General features: G+C 41.8%; 12 protein-coding genes and 1 pseudogene. All 13 read right to left on the bottom strand.

Going from position 1 to position 17,014, the window contains the following annotated elements:
• Positions 1–213 precede the first annotated feature (213 nt).
• The 13 genes and pseudogenes from LEUCM_RS00550 to arcD all read right to left on the bottom strand — a co-directional run bounded on the left by LEUCM_RS00550 (position 214) and on the right by arcD (position 17,001).
• Entirely contained in the window at positions 214–1,200 is a 987-nt protein-coding gene (locus tag LEUCM_RS00550) for a hypothetical protein (RefSeq protein WP_025016291.1), read from the bottom strand.
• 34 nt (positions 1,201–1,234) lie between these two features.
• The gene (locus LEUCM_RS00555; RefSeq protein ID WP_025016292.1) at positions 1,235–2,593 is read right to left on the bottom strand and encodes a DEAD/DEAH box helicase; all 1,359 of its coding nucleotides are present in this window, start codon (positions 2,591–2,593) and stop codon (positions 1,235–1,237) included.
• Positions 2,594–2,637: 44 nt separating this feature from the next.
• Positions 2,638–3,591, bottom strand: a complete 954-nt coding sequence (locus LEUCM_RS00560) for a DHH family phosphoesterase (protein ID WP_011374093.1) — start codon at positions 3,589–3,591, stop codon at positions 2,638–2,640.
• Between the two features lie 3 nt (positions 3,592–3,594).
• Entirely contained in the window at positions 3,595–4,917 is a 1,323-nt protein-coding gene (locus LEUCM_RS00565) for a DRTGG domain-containing protein (protein WP_025016293.1), read from the bottom strand.
• 116 nt (positions 4,918–5,033) lie between these two features.
• A complete protein-coding gene (dinB, locus tag LEUCM_RS00570; RefSeq protein WP_056936466.1) occupies positions 5,034–6,167 on the bottom strand; it encodes a DNA polymerase IV in 1,134 nt (377 codons plus the stop codon).
• Positions 6,168–6,240: 73 nt separating this feature from the next.
• A complete protein-coding gene (gene zwf / locus LEUCM_RS00575; RefSeq protein WP_025016294.1) occupies positions 6,241–7,737 on the bottom strand; it encodes a glucose-6-phosphate dehydrogenase in 1,497 nt (498 codons plus the stop codon).
• 19 nt (positions 7,738–7,756) lie between these two features.
• A complete protein-coding gene (locus tag LEUCM_RS00580) occupies positions 7,757–8,419 on the bottom strand; it encodes a metal-dependent transcriptional regulator (protein WP_011374089.1) in 663 nt (220 codons plus the stop codon).
• A 183-nt stretch (positions 8,420–8,602) separates the two neighbouring features.
• Positions 8,603–11,197 (bottom strand): bifunctional acetaldehyde-CoA/alcohol dehydrogenase, encoded by a 2,595-nt coding sequence (gene adhE / locus LEUCM_RS00585; protein ID WP_056936467.1) that lies wholly within the window; start codon positions 11,195–11,197, stop codon positions 8,603–8,605.
• A gap of 242 nt (positions 11,198–11,439) precedes the next feature.
• On the bottom strand, positions 11,440–11,796 hold the full coding sequence (yajC, locus tag LEUCM_RS00590) for a preprotein translocase subunit YajC (RefSeq protein WP_011374087.1): 357 nt from the start codon (positions 11,794–11,796) through the stop codon (positions 11,440–11,442).
• A gap of 73 nt (positions 11,797–11,869) precedes the next feature.
• A pseudogene (tgt, locus tag LEUCM_RS00595) lies at positions 11,870–13,012 on the bottom strand (tRNA guanosine(34) transglycosylase Tgt).
• A gap of 91 nt (positions 13,013–13,103) precedes the next feature.
• A complete protein-coding gene (locus LEUCM_RS00600; protein WP_025016295.1) occupies positions 13,104–14,663 on the bottom strand; it encodes a YfcC family protein in 1,560 nt (519 codons plus the stop codon).
• 137 nt (positions 14,664–14,800) lie between these two features.
• Complete coding sequence (locus LEUCM_RS00605; RefSeq protein ID WP_016264649.1) at positions 14,801–15,502, bottom strand: Crp/Fnr family transcriptional regulator; 702 nt, start codon at positions 15,500–15,502, stop codon at positions 14,801–14,803.
• A gap of 71 nt (positions 15,503–15,573) precedes the next feature.
• A complete protein-coding gene (arcD, locus tag LEUCM_RS00610) occupies positions 15,574–17,001 on the bottom strand; it encodes an arginine-ornithine antiporter (protein ID WP_011374083.1) in 1,428 nt (475 codons plus the stop codon).
• Between the last annotated feature and the right edge of the window lie 13 nt (positions 17,002–17,014).

A 17,014-nucleotide genomic window follows, 5' to 3' on the forward strand; every position in this document is an offset into this window, starting at 1 on the left:
TGCAAATTCAAGGACGCAAAAGCGCGGTACCACCTTGATTGCAACGATGTTAGTCGTTAACCTCTTTATGAGTTTATTCAATTATTTAGGCGTTGGGGAGCGCGTCAATCCGTAGTCAGCACCTCTCAGTCAAGGGTGTTGTTCCTGTCGTTCTAATGATTAACGTATATCCCAGCACTTCAAAAGTATAGAAAATAATCCGCCACTTGTCAACTACTCGAGTGCAACAGTGATTGTGCGCCGATAACGCGTCGCAAGATCGGTATTGCCCATCAACGCAGTTGGTACGCCTGATTCATAAAATGGCGAGCTTGGTAACTGACGTTCAAGTTGATAGCGACCACCAGTGACACACGGCCCACCCTTGTAAACAAGCGGGTCAGTTGTTATTTCATAAGCCTGTTGGTCAGCCGTAAAATCTAAACCAAACGAAGCCGCTGATTCAGCCATTGGTTGTGGTAAATGATTGCCACTTGGCCATAAAGTAGGCGCACCCGCACCTCTTAACCATTCGTACTGATCAACACTGACAAAGTCATAGCCTTGTTGCCGCAATGTTTGTCTGAGTTGTTGATCCGTAAAAGTCGTTTTCTCAAAAACCTGATAAACTTGTTGGTCTGCCAAAAGCCGTAACACTAAGTGCGCCGTTTCTAACAACGGTGTCTCAGGCTGCGTTCGGTATAGTCCATTTTGAATCTCAGCTTGAAAACGACTGAAGAATAGTTGGTTGCCTGTAAAATGTCGTGTGATTGGTGAATAGCGTCCTTGCGCTAGCCAATCACGCGGTACGGATTCTCGTGCCACCAGTAACGCTGGCATATTAACAATCCGACTCGGCGTGGTGAGTTGCTCAACATACGCATCTACATCAGCCTTATCTGCCCAGAGTTGCCCCTCGTTAGCAGCCAGTTGCCGATTGGTTTGTGCAAACCATTCACTCGGCGCCAGCTTATCCGCACCCAATGACCAACCTAAACTAACGGCTGATTGTGCCGGAATGAAGACGAACTGTTCACCAGAAAACCAAGCACTATATGTCTTAAATGTTAGTCGACCAGCTTGGACCACTTCCGGTTGAATCCCTTCAATGGCGACAAGTGGGCTGACAAAATACCGTAAAACCTGGCCAAAATTAGCACGCCGGGCTTGTTCCGATAATTGTAACCAATTTGGTAATTGCAAGTCATTTTCATGTACCATGACAACACCTCATTTATAAACTCATTAGCGATTATTATTTTTGATTTTGTTTTTTATTATTACGTTTACGTTCACGCATTTCAACACGTTGTTCAATCCGACGTTTTTGACGCGCATCCTTTTGGATTGCTTCTTTAATCTTTTTCTTGTAACCAGGCTTACGCTTGATTTTGGCCTTTTTAACAAAGCCCTTCAAGTTAACGTCTAATTCATGAGTTGTTGCAACCCGTTTTTTACGACGGTTACGGTCATAAGAAGTCACCAATTCGCCATCTTTAAAGGCTTTTGGTGTAAACTTAATTCCCATTGCTTCGATTTGTGCAACAGCTTGTTCGTCATCTGGACCATAAAGTGTAATCGCAGTACCCTTAAGACCATTCCGGCCTGTCCGACCAACACGATGCACGAAGAATTCTAAATCTTCGCGTGGCACTTCGGCATTGATGACCATGCTAATCCCTTCGATATCAATCCCACGAGCGGCTAAATCAGTCGCAACAACGTATTGATAATCGAGGTTATGAACTTCCTTCATAATCCGTTTCCGTTGACGTGGTGGAATATCGCCATGAATCTTAGCGACCTTCAAACCTTGTGATTGGAGGTAATGATGGATGTCATCAACCTTGCTCTTGGTATTTGCAAAGATCAAGACCATGAATGGATGGCCCATTGTAATTAATGAATAGATTGTTTGATTGAGGGCTTTGCCCTTAGTTGGCACCAACCAGTTTTCAATCGTTGGGCTAATGATCGTTTCATTTTTCACTTCTTCAATTACTGGGTTATGCATGTATTTTTGTAAGAATGGTTGTAATTTATCAGGAATCGTTGCTGAGAAGACCATCATTTGTAAGTCTTCTGGTAAACGGCTCGCAATATTATCAACTGGCTTCAAAAAGCCCATATCAAGCGTCATATCAGCTTCATCAATGACTAATGTTTTAGCTGTATAAATCTTAAGTGCCTTACTTGTAATCAAATCTAAAATCCGACCAGGTGTCCCAATCACGATTTGTGGTTGGTGTTGTTGTAATTTTTCGATTTGACGTTGTTTATCAGTCCCACCAACGTAGCGACCAATCCGAATATCACCAGTCATATGCTTTGTGATTAATTCAGCGGCCGTATAAATTTGGTAAGCCAATTCCCGACTAGGGGCTGTGATGACGATTTGAACTTCGTCTTTTTCAGGGACTAACTTATTTAAAAGTGGTAATAAGAAGGCATGTGTCTTCCCGCTCCCTGTTTGTGATTGTCCGATAACACTCTTACCAGCGTTGATGGCTGGAATTACACGGCGTTGAACCGCCGTTGGTTTTGTAAAGTGCATCTCGTCTAAAGCCGTAATGATTTCTGGTTTTAGATTAAATTGTGTAAATTGATTATCCATAAAGTCCTGCTTTCTATTGTTTAAATCCGTCAAAAAAGTATCTGTTACTGTGCTGTGTAATCAGCGGCAAGCGCTGATAATGCCGTAATAATCGTGTCAATTTCAGCTTGATCAGCTGCTTTGGCCCCGCTGGCAAGCGGATGCCCACCGCCGTCATGTTGCTTAGCCAACTCATTAATGATTGGCCCTTTAGAACGGAAGTGGACGCGATAAGTGCCATCGTCTTGTTGGACAAAAATGACCCACGTTAACACACCTTTTAACCGACCAGGTGTGCCGACAATTGAATGAACCTGTTGGGCTGATACATTCAAACGTTTTTGCGTTTCTTGGTCCACAACCAGATAAGCCACTTGGTCGTCATTAACCTGCAATTGATCAAATAAATAACCTTGTAACTTCGCTTGTTCGAGTGTAATCTCGTTCATCCGTTGGTTAATCTTATCATGTTGAATGTCAAACGTCATTAGTTGCGCGGCACAAGTCATTGTGTGCGGTGTCGTTGAATTAAACATGAAGCGCCCAGTATCGCCCACAATCCCGGCGTAAAGCACACGAGCTGCTGCTTGATTCAATTGTAATTGGCCTTGGCTATCATTGATCATATCAACAATAATTTCGGATGTGCTAGAAGCATCCGGTAACACCCAATTTAAATCACCATAGGGTTCATCGTTAGGATGATGATCAATCTTAATCAAGTAAGCACCTTGGTTATAATCTTCGCCACTAATCCGGGGCGTGTTGGCAGCATCAGTTGTAATCACCAAAGCGCCTTGGTATAAAGCCGGATCAATTGGTTGTGCATTGGCTAACCAAGCTAAGTTGCCGGTATCACTACCGACTTGGTAAACCTTTTTATCAGGGTAGCTATTACGAATCACTTCAGCCAAACCAACTTGCGAACCAATCGCATCTGGATCTGGATTGACATGGCGATGAATAATAATCGTTTGATAAGCTTTAATTTTAGCAATAATTTGTTCTGGAATAGTCATTGATTAACCTCTTTCTAAAATTTGGCAAGTCACAATTGCTTTGGCAACAATGACGTGATTGGCATAAACATCAACATCAATTTTAGCGGAACGCCGGCCAATCTCTAATATCCGCGGTAAAATCTGAATCTGACTTTCAATTTGAATTAAGCGCAGATAATGCAAATTAATCTGTTCAATCATTGAATGGCGTTGATGTGTCGACTGCAACATGCGCTGACAAGCGGCCGAAACGGCTTCACTCAAGACACCAAACGAAATCGTCCCTAAGTTGTTGGTCATTTGCGGGCTCACTTCAAACTGGTATGCCGCCGAATAAAATTCGGGGAAGCTCTCGCTAGGGTGCAGTAGTTCGATAATTTGGTCGTAGAAAGTCTCGGCCACTTGCGGTTGTCGTTGGGCCGTTTGCATATTACTCATCACGTCTTGGCGCGTGATAATCCCCTCTAATTCAAGATTATCAGCAACCACCGGCATGATTTCCAAACTATTCCAAGTCATCGCATGTCCGACACTGGCAATACTCATATACTTCTTAACACTCGCAGGTTCTTTAGTCATCACCTTATCAAGCGTCATCGAAGCTGGTTTATCCAAAATATCCTTCACCGTGACAATCCCGACTAAGCGCCGGTGTTCATTAATCACAGGGAAGCGTGAATGTTTAACGGCGGCACTCAATTTCTTGTAATCGCCAACCGTATCAGTCGCCAATAATGAGTATGTTTCTGAAAATGGGCGATAGATTGAAGCAACCGTCGTAATTTCCTTTTTGATTAATTGGTCGGTTAATGCCCGGTTAATCAACGTCGCAACGGTATACGTATCGTAAGTCGTTTGCAAGATGGGCAATGCTAGCTCGTTAGCAAGCGCAATCACTTCATCTGAGGTGTGAAAGCCACCCGTGATTAAAACCGCCGCGCCATTTTCCAACGCTAATCGTTGCACATCAATTCGATCACCAACGATCAATAACGATTTCGGCGTGATGTACCGGGTAATGGCTGCTAACTGCATCGCACCAATTACGAACTTATCCAACAACTTATTCAAGCCATCTTTGCCACCTAAAACTTCACCATCGATAACTTGAACAATCTCGGCAAAAGTCAGGTTTTCAATCTTACCTTTTAATTTTTGTTCAATTCGAATCGTGCCGACCCGTTCAATCGTGCTGACCAAGCCGTTATTTTCGGCGGCCTTAATTGCCCGATAAGCCGTCCCTTCACTAACCGCTAGCGTCTTGGCAATTGAGCGCACCGAAATTTTATCGCCAATTGGCAAATTCTCAATGTACATTAATATTTGATCATGCTTCGTTGCCACTCAAACACCACCGCCGTTTCCGCTTAGTTAATCCTATTTTGCGCCAATTCGACTATTAGCCCATTTTCATAGTTACTTACAGTATATCGGTTTTACCCGACAAAAACAAAGTAATCTCATCTATCATTTTCCCAATCATAAAGTGGGAGCGTTATATTTTCAAAAGTCTGGGGTGCTAAATTGGTCACGGTAATCCCTAACAAGCGAATCCCGACTTCCGCCTGCCCGATTGATTGCCAAATTTGGTTAGCAATTGCCTCTAATTCGGCTGCATTGCCGACATACTCACCAAGTGTTTTGCGTTTGGTAATTGTTTCGTATTGTCGATTACGCACTTTTAAAACGACTGTTAAACCGTGTTTTTGATTTTTGCGCAGCCGCTGGGCCAATTCAACCGCCAAGCTTTTCAGTTGGGCCTGTACTTGTTCTTCGCTAATCAACGGTTGTCCGTAAGTATGTTCGTTACCGATTGATTTACGTTCGCGTTGGTATTCAACTGGTCGGTTATCAATCCCCCGCACATGGCGATATAACCCATAACCCAACTTGCCAAAATGTTGCATCAAAAACATTTCCGATTGCGCCAATAAATCAGCACCGGTCATAATGCCTAAATCCTGCATCTTCGGCACCGTCTTTTGACCAACCCCTCTAAATTTTTCAATCGGCAATCGGCTTAAAAAGGCGATTGCTTGTTCCGGCAAAACCAGTGTTCGACCAGCCGGTTTACGGTAATCAGAAGCCATCTTCGCTAAAAATTTGTTGTAGGAAATTCCGGCGGAACTGACCAATTGCGTTTCTTCTAAAATCGCCTTTTGTAAATAAGCGACGACTTCAATCGTGTGCGCTAACCCCAACTTATTTTCAGTAACATCTAAATAAGCTTCATCAAAAGCAATCGGTTCGATTTTATCGGTCACCGTATGGAAAATTTCGTGGATCTGCGCCGAAACGGACTGATATAACGGAAAGTTCGGCGTCTTAAAAACAGCTTGGTGTTTAGGAATTAATTCGGCAGCCTTTTGGGCACTCATCGCCGAATGCACACCATATTGACGAGCAACGTAATTGGCCGTCGTTACGACCCCTTTGCCCCCTGTGTCACTCGGATCACGGGCAATAATCAGCGGTTTTTGCCGTAAGTCGGGCTGCTCACGTTCTTCAATGGCGGCGTAAAAAGCATCCATATCAATATGAATAATCTTGCGACTCGTATCGTTTTCCAACGGAATTTTAAATAATTCAGCCATTTTACACCTCCACTTTCACGCGATAAGAAAAGCCTGGTATGAATGGCTTCACACGCAGACTTCTCGGTAATTCTTATTTTTTTGTTTGAGTTGGATCAAAAATCCATTTTGCATCTGTTGAAGCCAACAAATCCGTCGCTTCTTTAGGGCCCATTGAACCGATTGCATACGTAGGAAGCGGTGTTTGATCTGCATCCCAAACTTGACGAATCGCATCGACAAATTGCCATGAAGCAGCTAATTCATGCCAATGCGTAAAGTTTGTGCCATCGCCATTTAACGCTTCTAAAATCAAACGTTCATAAGCTTCTGGGCTGTCAGCTAACATTTGTTCGTCATATTGGTAATTTAATTGGTCGGGTTTCAATGAGAAGCCTTGACCAACTTCCTTACCGTTGATCGTTAATGAGAAACCTTGTTCTGGTTCCACATAAATCGTTAAGACATCGGGCGCCATAGCTGAGCGATCTGACTTATCATCAGCAAAAATATTAACCCCGGTCTTCTTGAAGACGATGTTGATTTGAGTTTCCTTGCGGGCCAAACGTTTCCCGGTCCGAACATAAAACGGCACACCACACCAGCGTTCGTTATCAATCATCACTTTACCGGCAACAAACGTTTCGGTTTGTGAGTCTGGTGCCACGTTAGTTTCTTGACGATAACCTGGTTTGCTTTCACCATCGACCGTTGTTTCAGCGTATTGGGCGCGGACAAAGTTTTGTTTAATCTCTGCAGGTGAATAAGGTTGGATGCTTCTGAACAGACGTGTCTTTTCGCGTTGCACATCTTCTGCTGAGAAGTTAACAGGGACTTCCATTGCCAACATCCCAATGACTTGCATGATATGGTTTTGGAACATATCGCGCAAAGCACCAGACGTTTCGTAATAGCCAGCCCGTTCTTCAACCCCAACTGATTCAGCTAACGTAATTTGCACGTTATCGATGAATTGATTATTCCAAACACCACTCAATAGACCATTACCGAAACGTAAAGCAACGATGTTTTGAATCATTTCCTTACCTAAATAATGATCAATTCGATAAATTTGGTTTTCATCAAAAGTTTGAGTTAATTCTTGATTGAGTGCTTTGGCACTTTCATAATCACGACCAAATGGTTTTTCAATAATTAAACGGTTGAACCCATCTGCGGTCAATAAAGCTTCTGACCCTAAATGACTCGCAATTGTCCCGAAATAACGGGGTGACATTGCCATATAATAGATGCGGTTTTGGTTTAATTGGTACTTGTCATCTAATTTCGCTGCTAATGCCTTCAGTGTTTCATAATGTTCAGCATCCGTAACGTCATGCGATTGATAATAGAAGTGACTAGTAAAAGTTTGTTTCGTTTCGTCATCTTCTTCAAAACCTTCTAGAGAGGCCATCACGATTTCGTGATAATGTTCATCCGTCCAAGGTCGTCTAGCGGTGCCAATCACTGCGAAGCTTTCTTTTAAGTAACCCTTACGATATAGGTTAAAAAGGGCTGGGTATAACTTCCGTTGTGCTAAATCCCCCGAGCCACCAAATATAATAAATAATGCTGCTAAATCTGAGCGCATGTTCACACCACTTTCTTTATTAATCTGCTGCAATTGGCGTCACAAAAATGTGTTGCGCCGCTTTAATGCCAACTTGAATTTCAGTTTGCTGTGTTTCGTCCATCACGGTAATGGGGCTTTCAAAAAGGCCCACCTTCGTCAAGGTCACAGTATCGCCAACTGTCAAGCCGATTTCTAATGTGTATTTCAATAAATCATTATCATCTAGTACCCGTTCAATCACTGCTTTTTCGCCAACTTCAAGGTCGACTAACGCGTGATGGCTCTGTTGTTCAAACTCACCTTTGGCATTGGGAATAATCCCACCGTGCGGGCATCGTTTTGGATGACCTAGAAAATCGGCTAAGCGTTCAGCCAAGTCGTGGTTGGTCACATGTTCGAGTTGCTCCGCCTCTGGATGAACGGTATTAAATTGATAATGTAACTTGTCGACTAGAAAAACTTCCCACAAGCGATGATTGCGCACTAATAGCGCTGCTTCTCTAGCACCTTCACTTGTCAATTGAATCCCTTGATAGGGTGTGTGGTTGACGTAATTCTCTTTCACTAATTTGTTGACCATTTCCGTGACTGATGCTGCCGAAACGTTCAATCCCGCTAGAATTTCCTTATTGGTAACTTTTTTTGCGTCGCCACCAAGTTCAAAAATAATTTTTAAATAGTCTTCTTTATTGGGTGTCATTGCCATCCCGATCCTTAATCAAGTTTGTCGACAAACTTTTCTCAGTTCTCCCTGAATTAAATGAATGTCTACCCTCTATTATGCCCTATTTTGGATAATATTAATACTCTCAAGCTTAAATTTAAGCAATATAAAAAGGATTAAGCCCTTCTTGTTCAGCTTAACCCTTTTGTTCAATTTATTTTAAAATTCTGCCTCTAAAATGCCTTTTAATTCTTTAATCAATGGTTCTTTTGGATTTGTAACAGTACAGTTGTCTTCATAAGCTAATTCAGCTAACTCATCCACATGTTGCTTGAAGTCCGCCTTTGTGACGCCATTAGCTTTCAAACTCATTTGAATACCAACACTTTCGGCCAATTCAGTCACTGCATTTGCATAAGCTTCAACAAGTTCTGCTGTCGTATTACCCTTCAACCCAATATAACGTGCGATTTCGGCGTAATCTTCATCAGCTCTGAAGTAACTATATTTAGCCCAGAGTGCCCGTTTGGTTGGCGTTGTCGCATTATAGCGGATAACATGCGGCATCGTGATGGCAATCATTAAACCGTGAGGTAAGTTGAACGCCCCGCCTAATTTATGTGCCAGTGAATGGTTGATGCCTAATAACGCATTCGCAAAGGCCATCCCCGCCATTGTTGAGGCATCGTGCATGTTACCTTTGGCCGTAATATCGCCATCGTAACTAGCCTTCAAGTTATCAAAAACTAATTTAATCGCCTGTAAACTAAGCCCCTTCGTGTAGTTAGAAGCCATTGTTGATACGTAACTTTCAGTCGCATGACAGAGCACATCCAATCCAGTGTGTGCAACAACTCGTGGTGGCACACTCTCGACAAATTGACTGTCAACAATCGCAACGTCTGGTGTCAATGCATAATCTGCCAATGGGTATTTAATATGGGTTTCACTATCGGTAATCACCGCAAAAGGTGTTACTTCTGAGCCCGTCCCAGAAGTCGTTGGGATACAGATTAACTTCGTTTTGTTAAGTTTAGGGAACTTGTAAGTCCGTTTGCGAATGTCTAAGAATTTTTGTTTTGCGCCAAAGAAGTCGGCTTCTTCTGAATCATAGAACAACCACATCCCTTTAGCAGCATCCATGACAGAACCGCCACCAATTGCGACGATTGCATCTGGTTCAAAACTCCGCATCGCTGCAGCACCCTTATAAATCGTGTTGGTTGATGGATCTGGTTCAACATCTGAGAAGATTTGCATTTGAACGTCATTCGCCCGTTTAGCTAACACTTCTTCAACAATCCGGACATAACCAAGGTTAACCATCCCTTGATCAGCGACGATAAAAACCTTATTTAAATCAGCCATCTTTTCTAAATAGTTGACCGAATTTTTTTCAAAATAGATTTTGCTTGGCAATTTGACCCATTGCATATTATTGCGGCGTTTCGCCAATGTTTTAATATTCAATAAGTCGATTGTTGAGACGTTATGTGAAATTGAGTTATGCCCATAAGAGCCACAGCCAAGTGTTAATGATGGAATCATTTCGTTGTATAAATCACCAATCCCACCTTGGGCAGATGGTGTATTGACCAATACACGACAAGCCTTCATCCGTCTTGCAAATTCTAATGGTAACGCATCGTCTGTCGTATGCAATGATGCTGTATGGCCCAAACCACCCAGATCAAGCATCGCCTCGCATAATGCCAACCCATCTTCACGGTCTTTAGCTTTAATCATCGCTAAGACTGGTGATAATTTTTCATGTGAAAGTGGGTATTGATGACCAACACCCTTGATTTCAGCAATTAAAACGGGTGTATCTTCTGGAATATCAATCCCAGCTAACTTAGCAATATTAGCAGCTGATTGACCAGGAATTGCTGGCCGCACAGCGTTTTTAGCTGGATCAATAATTGCTTCGTTTAAAGCTGGTAATTCACTTGCTTTAGCAAAATAGACACCTTGTGCTTGGAATTCTTTTTTAACTTCGTTGTAGATTTTAGCATCGACAATCACCGCTTGTTCTGATGCGCAGATCATCCCATTATCAAATGATTTCGATAAAATTAAATCATTGACTGCTTGTTTGATATTGGCTGATTCTTCGATATAAGCTGGTGCGTTACCAGCCCCAACCCCTAATGCTGGTTTCCCAGTTGAATAAGCAGCCTTGACCATCCCTGGTCCACCAGTTGCTAGGACCGTTGCAATGCCGGTATGATTCATCAAAGCTTGGGTGGCTGCCAAACTAGGTTCTTCAATGAATAATAACGCGTCAGCTGGTAAGCCAGCTTTAACGGCTTCTTCTTTAATGACTTCTAGTGCTCTGGCAGAACATTTTTGAGCATTGGGATGAAAAGCAAAAATGATTGGATTCCGTGTTTTAATGGCAATTTCTGCCTTAAAAATTGTGGTTGAAGTTGGGTTGGTAACAGGTGTTACCCCAGCAATGACCCCGACTGGTTCCGCAATCTTAGTAATCCCATGTTCAGGATCTTCTTCAATGACACCAACTGTCTTATTATCTTTAATCGCGTGCCAAATTTCTTCCGTTGCGAAAATATTTTTAATGGCTTTATCTTCATAAATCCCACGACCTGTTTCTTCAACGGCCATTTTAGCTAATTCCATATGATGATCAAGGCCGGCAATCGCCATTTGGTGGACAATATGATCCACCTTTTCTTGATCGAATGTTTCCATGATTTTAAGTGCTTCATGGGCCCGTGTGACTAAATCCGTCACCATCTTATCCACTTCAGATACCGCATCAACAACCGCTTTAACGCCTTCTTTTTTAACCATCAGGAATGCCTCCGTAATTTTTATATGTGATTTAATTAACAAAGAAAGCATAACGCATTTGAAACCGTTTGTAAACCATTATTGCGATTTTTTTAACATATTAAAAACACCAATTTAACACATCAAATTCATAATAACCTATCACATCACCGCTGATTGTATTTAAAATCACTAATACCAATCACAAAAAAAGCATGGCTAATTTTTCTATCGCTAGAAAATTAACCACGCTTTTTAAATTACTATTTTGTTTCTTCTTTTGTTTCGTCAACCGTTTCTTCAACAACTGTTTCTGTTGCCTTAGCAGTTGGTTCAACTGTCCGGATAGCACTTAAGTTAAACTTAAGGTAAACGCCATCGCAATCTAAAACAACAATTTTAGTATCGTTATTCACTGAGTCAATAACACCGTGTAAACCACCAATTGTTACGACTTGGTCACCTTTTTTCATTTGGTTAACCATTTCTTGATGTTTTTGTTGTTGTTTCTTTTGTGGCCGCATAACCATGAAATACATCATGACCATCATCAAAACAAGGATGATTAAGAAACTTGAGTTGCCGCCAAATGGATTGGCACCTAATACTAGGTTTAACATTTAAAATACCTCTTTTCGTTATTTATCTACTAATCAACTTTAGCAGACTTATCGCCTAACTTCCAGTGATTCGCTAGAAATTACGGCCGTTATTTTCGTTATAGCCGTATTCTTCGAAGAATGCTTCTCTGAATTCCAATAAGTTATCTTGTTCAATCGCATCTTGCACTTGGTGCATCAAGTTGATCAAGAAGTATAAGTTATGGTAACTCGTTAAATGAATGCCAAAAGTTTCATCCGCTTTGATTAAATGACGAATGTAAGCCCGTGTGTAATTCTTGCAGACATAACAGTCACATTTTGGATCTAGTGGTCTAAAATCTTCAGAATATTTCGCGTTCTTAACCACTAAACGGCCTTGAGACGTCATCGTTGTTCCGTTACGCGCAATCCGAGTTGGTAACACGCAATCAAACATATCGACACCCCGAATGACACCATCAATCAACGCATCTGGTGAGCCAACGCCCATCAAATAACGTGGTTTGTCTTCAGGCAACATCGGTGTTGTAAAATCAAGAACCCGGTTCATTTCACCTTTTGATTCACCAACTGAAAGACCACCGATAGAATAGCCGGGGAAATCCATCCCCACTAAATCACGTGCACTTTGGCGACGTAAGTCTTCAAAACCGGCCCCTTGGACAATCCCAAATAAGCCTTGTGTAGCTGGGTTTTGATGCGCAATTAAGCCTCGTTCAGCCCAACGTGAAGTCCGTTCAACTGATTTTTTAACGTAGTCATAACTTTCGAAGAATGGTGGGCATTCATCGAAACTCATCATAATATCTGCGCCCAAAGCATTTTCAACATGAATTGCTTTTTCAGGTGATAGGAATAGTTTTTCACCATTCAAATGACTCTTGAAGGCCACCCCTTCTTCACTGATATCACGTAATTTTGCTAATGAGAAGACTTGGAAACCACCTGAATCGGTTAAGACACCCCGATCCCAGTTCATGAATTTATGCAACCCGCCTGCTTTTTCGACGATATCTTCACCAGGGCGTAACCATAGATGATAAGTATTCGACAAAATAATGCCGGCACCCATTTCTTTCAAATCTTAAGGGGCCATTGTTTTAACGCTGGCTTGGGTCCCCACCGGCATAAACATCGGTGTTTTAAAAGTCCCATGCGGTGTTACAATTTCGCCTAAGCGCGCGCCTGTATGTTTTTCTTTTTTGATTAAACGATACTTGATCGCTGGTTCCATTTAATCGACTCCAATTCTAGAATTTCTACTTGCTTCATTCTATCAGACTTTAGTGATTAAGCAAGAAAACACGTTATTTCTCTACGCGATTTTACGAATAAATTAGGACTTGTAAGACTAACATGGCCCCACCAAAAGTCAGCACAAAAGCGACTACTGGCCAAACGAACCGTAACCAGTGAGCGTATTTAACATCTAACATTTGTAAGGTGGCCATTACCAAGCCAGTTGGTGCCAAGAATAACATTGCGTATTGCCCAAATTGATAGGCCGTTACCACAACAAATCGGGGAATATTAACCGTATCTGCTAACGGTGCTAAAATCGGCATCGATAAGACGGCTAGTCCCGAAGAAGATGGAACGATAAAGCCAAGCACGAAGAATATCACTAACATGATCAAAATAAAAATCGGACCACTAACATGTGCGACTAATGATGACGAATATTGTAATAAGGTATCTGAAATCATCCCTTCATTCATAATCAAGTTAATCCCTCGCGCAAGACCAATAATGAGCGAGACGCCTACTAAACTAGAAGCACCGTTCACAAAAGCGTCGATAACCCCTTTTTCGCCAATGCCTTCTGGTCCTGTCGCGGTTAAAAACATGATGATAATCGCAAACGTTAAAAATGACGCCGCCATCGTTGGGAACCACCACCCTTGAGACATAACGCCCCAGACCATAATCGGGAAGGTCACCACAAATAAGACCAGAATTAATTTCTTCCGCCAGGTAAAAACGGCTTTTGACTGCGTCCCCTCAGATGTAATTGCCCACATCTTATCAAAAGCGTCGTGATCTTCATATGAATACGATTGGGTCGGATCAGCCTTGACCTTTTTAGAATAGCGATAGAGATAATAAATGACAAAAATGGCCCCTACGATACAGCCGCCAACTCGCCACAACAAGCCTTCTGTGAAACTAATCCCAGCGGCATTTGAAGCAATCACAACTGAAAAGGGATTAATGGTCGAGAAAGTCGTGCCAATTGAACTGGCAAGGAAAATCGCCCCCACACAAACAATCGAATCGTACCCCATCGCAATAAAGACCGGTACTAAAATTGGATAAAAGGCCACCGCCTCTTCTTCAATCCCACATAAAGTCCCGCCTAGAACCATGAGAATCGCGACGAAAAAGATTAACAGAAATTCATGCCCTTTTGTTTTCTTGGTTAAGGCCAACAGCCCCGACTCAAATGCGCCGCTAGCCTTGACCGTGCCAATCAAGCCCCCTAATACTAAAATAAAAACCATAATATCGACAGCTTCAACGGTCCCACGAACCATACTGTTAGGAACAGCTGCTAAACTGGCCGGCCGTTGTTTCAATCTTTGGTAGGTATTGGGAATCGACACGGCTGCATTAATACTACCAGAAGTAAATTGACTAATTTTGATTTTAACGCCGAGTCGGTCTAATGATGCCTGTGTTGCTGGCACCTTTTCAACTTGACCTGATGGTTTTGTCACGACCAGTTGCGTACTCTTTTGGTCATACGATAACTTCGCGTAAGATCCTGACGGCACAACCCACGTCGCCATCACCGCGACCACTGTCAGTATGAAGAGGATCACAAAAGCCCCCGGCATTTTAAGTTTAAACCGCTTCTTAGTCTTGATTATTTCAGCATCATTCATCATGCCATCTCCTTTTTTAATACACCCCTTTAAAACGCTTACAATGATTGGCACATAAAAACCCATAATAGTCGTCTTTTAAGACGATTTATTATGGGCTTTTAAACTTAATCTCGAGACGAAGTGCCCCTTAATTTTTACGCCAAGTCATCTTTAAAGAAGGCTTTTTCAAACCGAAATTCTTTATGCTCATAACTCAGCAGTTTTTGGGCAGCCAATTGTTTAACAATTTGGCCCGCTGTTTCACGGGTAGTCCCACTCATTGTCGCTAATTCCTTCACCGTAATCGGATACGGAATATATGAGCGGCCGCACCGTAGCGGTTCACCTAAGTTAATTTCAAATATTTTTAGGGCTTGAATAACCCGTTGTTTCGCACTAGAAGTTACCATTCGCTGGATTTGATCTTCTGATTCACTAATAATCGAGCCCATTTCTTGAACGACTTTAACAATTGAATCGGTATTCTTTTGTAAAAGATGCTCAAAAGTCGCCATTGGGAAATAAATAATCTCAATATCCGTCATCGCCCGAGCGGTGTATGGATAATATTGATCAGTAAACATCCCCCGATAAGGAAAAGCTAAGTTTTGCTTGATATACGTATAGAACGTAAATTCATCACTTTCATCCGTCCGTTCGGCTCTTACGAGACCGCTTACAACGAAATAGAATCGGCTGCGCTCATCTGTTTGATCAAACAATTCCTGGCCTTTATGAAAATCTTTGACTTTCATATTATTCATCAGAATATTCATTTCTTCATCTGAAAAATCAATAAATTCAGGTCTGGTCCTTAAGTATTGAATATATCTTGGATATTCGTCTGCGGCAATCATGATTTTCGCTCCCAAAGTATTCTCAATTATTACTTTTTACTCAAAGTAACCAAAGTTCTAATATAACATATCTAAATAACGATTTTCCCTGAAACAACTAACCAAATCCCGATAATTGCACCGATGACAATAATTGTCGTGATTAACCATTCCCCTTTTGATAAGAAATGTTGGTGCCCATTATTTTTACGGGCACGACCATAGAAGTAAATCCCCGGAATATAGGCTATAAAACAGAGTAATAAGTAACTGACACCCGCCATTAAGATTCCGGCAATTTCAAATAATAAGGCTAAAACCCCAATTAATAATTGTTGCCGATTTCCTTTTTCTTGCAGGTGGGCCCAAGAATATTTAATTTGATAAGCTGCCACCAACATGTAACAAACGATAATTGAAGCCGTACATAATGAATAAGCGAAGTTATAAGCTTTCGTTGTGAATAATAGGGTGAATAGGAAAACTTGAATCAACCCCGCTGTCACGACTAGTGCAAACGTCGGTGCTTTTTTCTTGTTGACGCGACCGAAGTAAGCTGGCAATAAATTTTGCTTTGCCATTAACAACATTGTTTCGGCAGGTAACATTGTCCAAGATAACCAAGCCCCTAAAATTGAGATGATTAACCCAACACCGATGAAGTAGCCCCCCCAAGTCCCAACCATCTGTTCAAAAATGTATAACATCGCTGGTTGCTTGATGCTAGCTAATTGATCTTGCGTTAAATACCCATAAGGTAAAACAGACGCTAAGATATAAATGGCTAGTAAACTCACTAATCCTAAAATTGTTGCTTTACCAGCATCAGACTTCTTTTCCGCCCGCGCCGATAACATTGAAGCGCCTTCGATACCGACAAAGACCCACATCATAACCATCATACAGTTCTTGATTTGGCTCATCACATCGCCGGCAACAAAGCTACTACTCATATTATTCCAAAATGCTTGTGTGAAAAGATGACCTTTAAATAACACAATCCCAAAAATAATGAAGACAAATAGTGGAATCAATTTACAAATTGTTACCAATGTATTGATCGCAGCTGCGCCTTCTACCCCGCGATTAACAAAATATGTTAAGCTCCACGATAAAACACTGGCAACTAAGATTGAGGGTAAGTTCTGCCCTGATTTAAAAATCGGGAAGAAATAACCCAACGCACTCATTAAAATTGTCGCAAAAGCTACGTTCCCCAACCATGCTGACAACCAATAACCCCAGCCACTAATGAAGCCGGCAAAGGGGCCAAAGCCCTTTTCAGCGTAAGAGAAAATCCCTTCTAGTTCAGGTTCTTTCATCAATAAATTATTCAAGGATAATGCCAGCATTAAAATCCCAAAGCCGACAATCACCCATGCGATTAACACTGGGCCCGGTGCGGATGCACTCGCTAAATCAGATGTTAATCCGAAGACCCCACTACCAATAGATGAACTAATAACCAATGCAATTAATGCCAATAAGCCAATTTTTTTTGCTGGTTTTTCTTCCGTCATTTTAAACCACTCC

Source organism: Latilactobacillus sakei subsp. sakei DSM 20017 = JCM 1157, assembly GCF_002370355.1.
Lineage (GTDB): Bacteria > Bacillota > Bacilli > Lactobacillales > Lactobacillaceae > Latilactobacillus > Latilactobacillus sakei.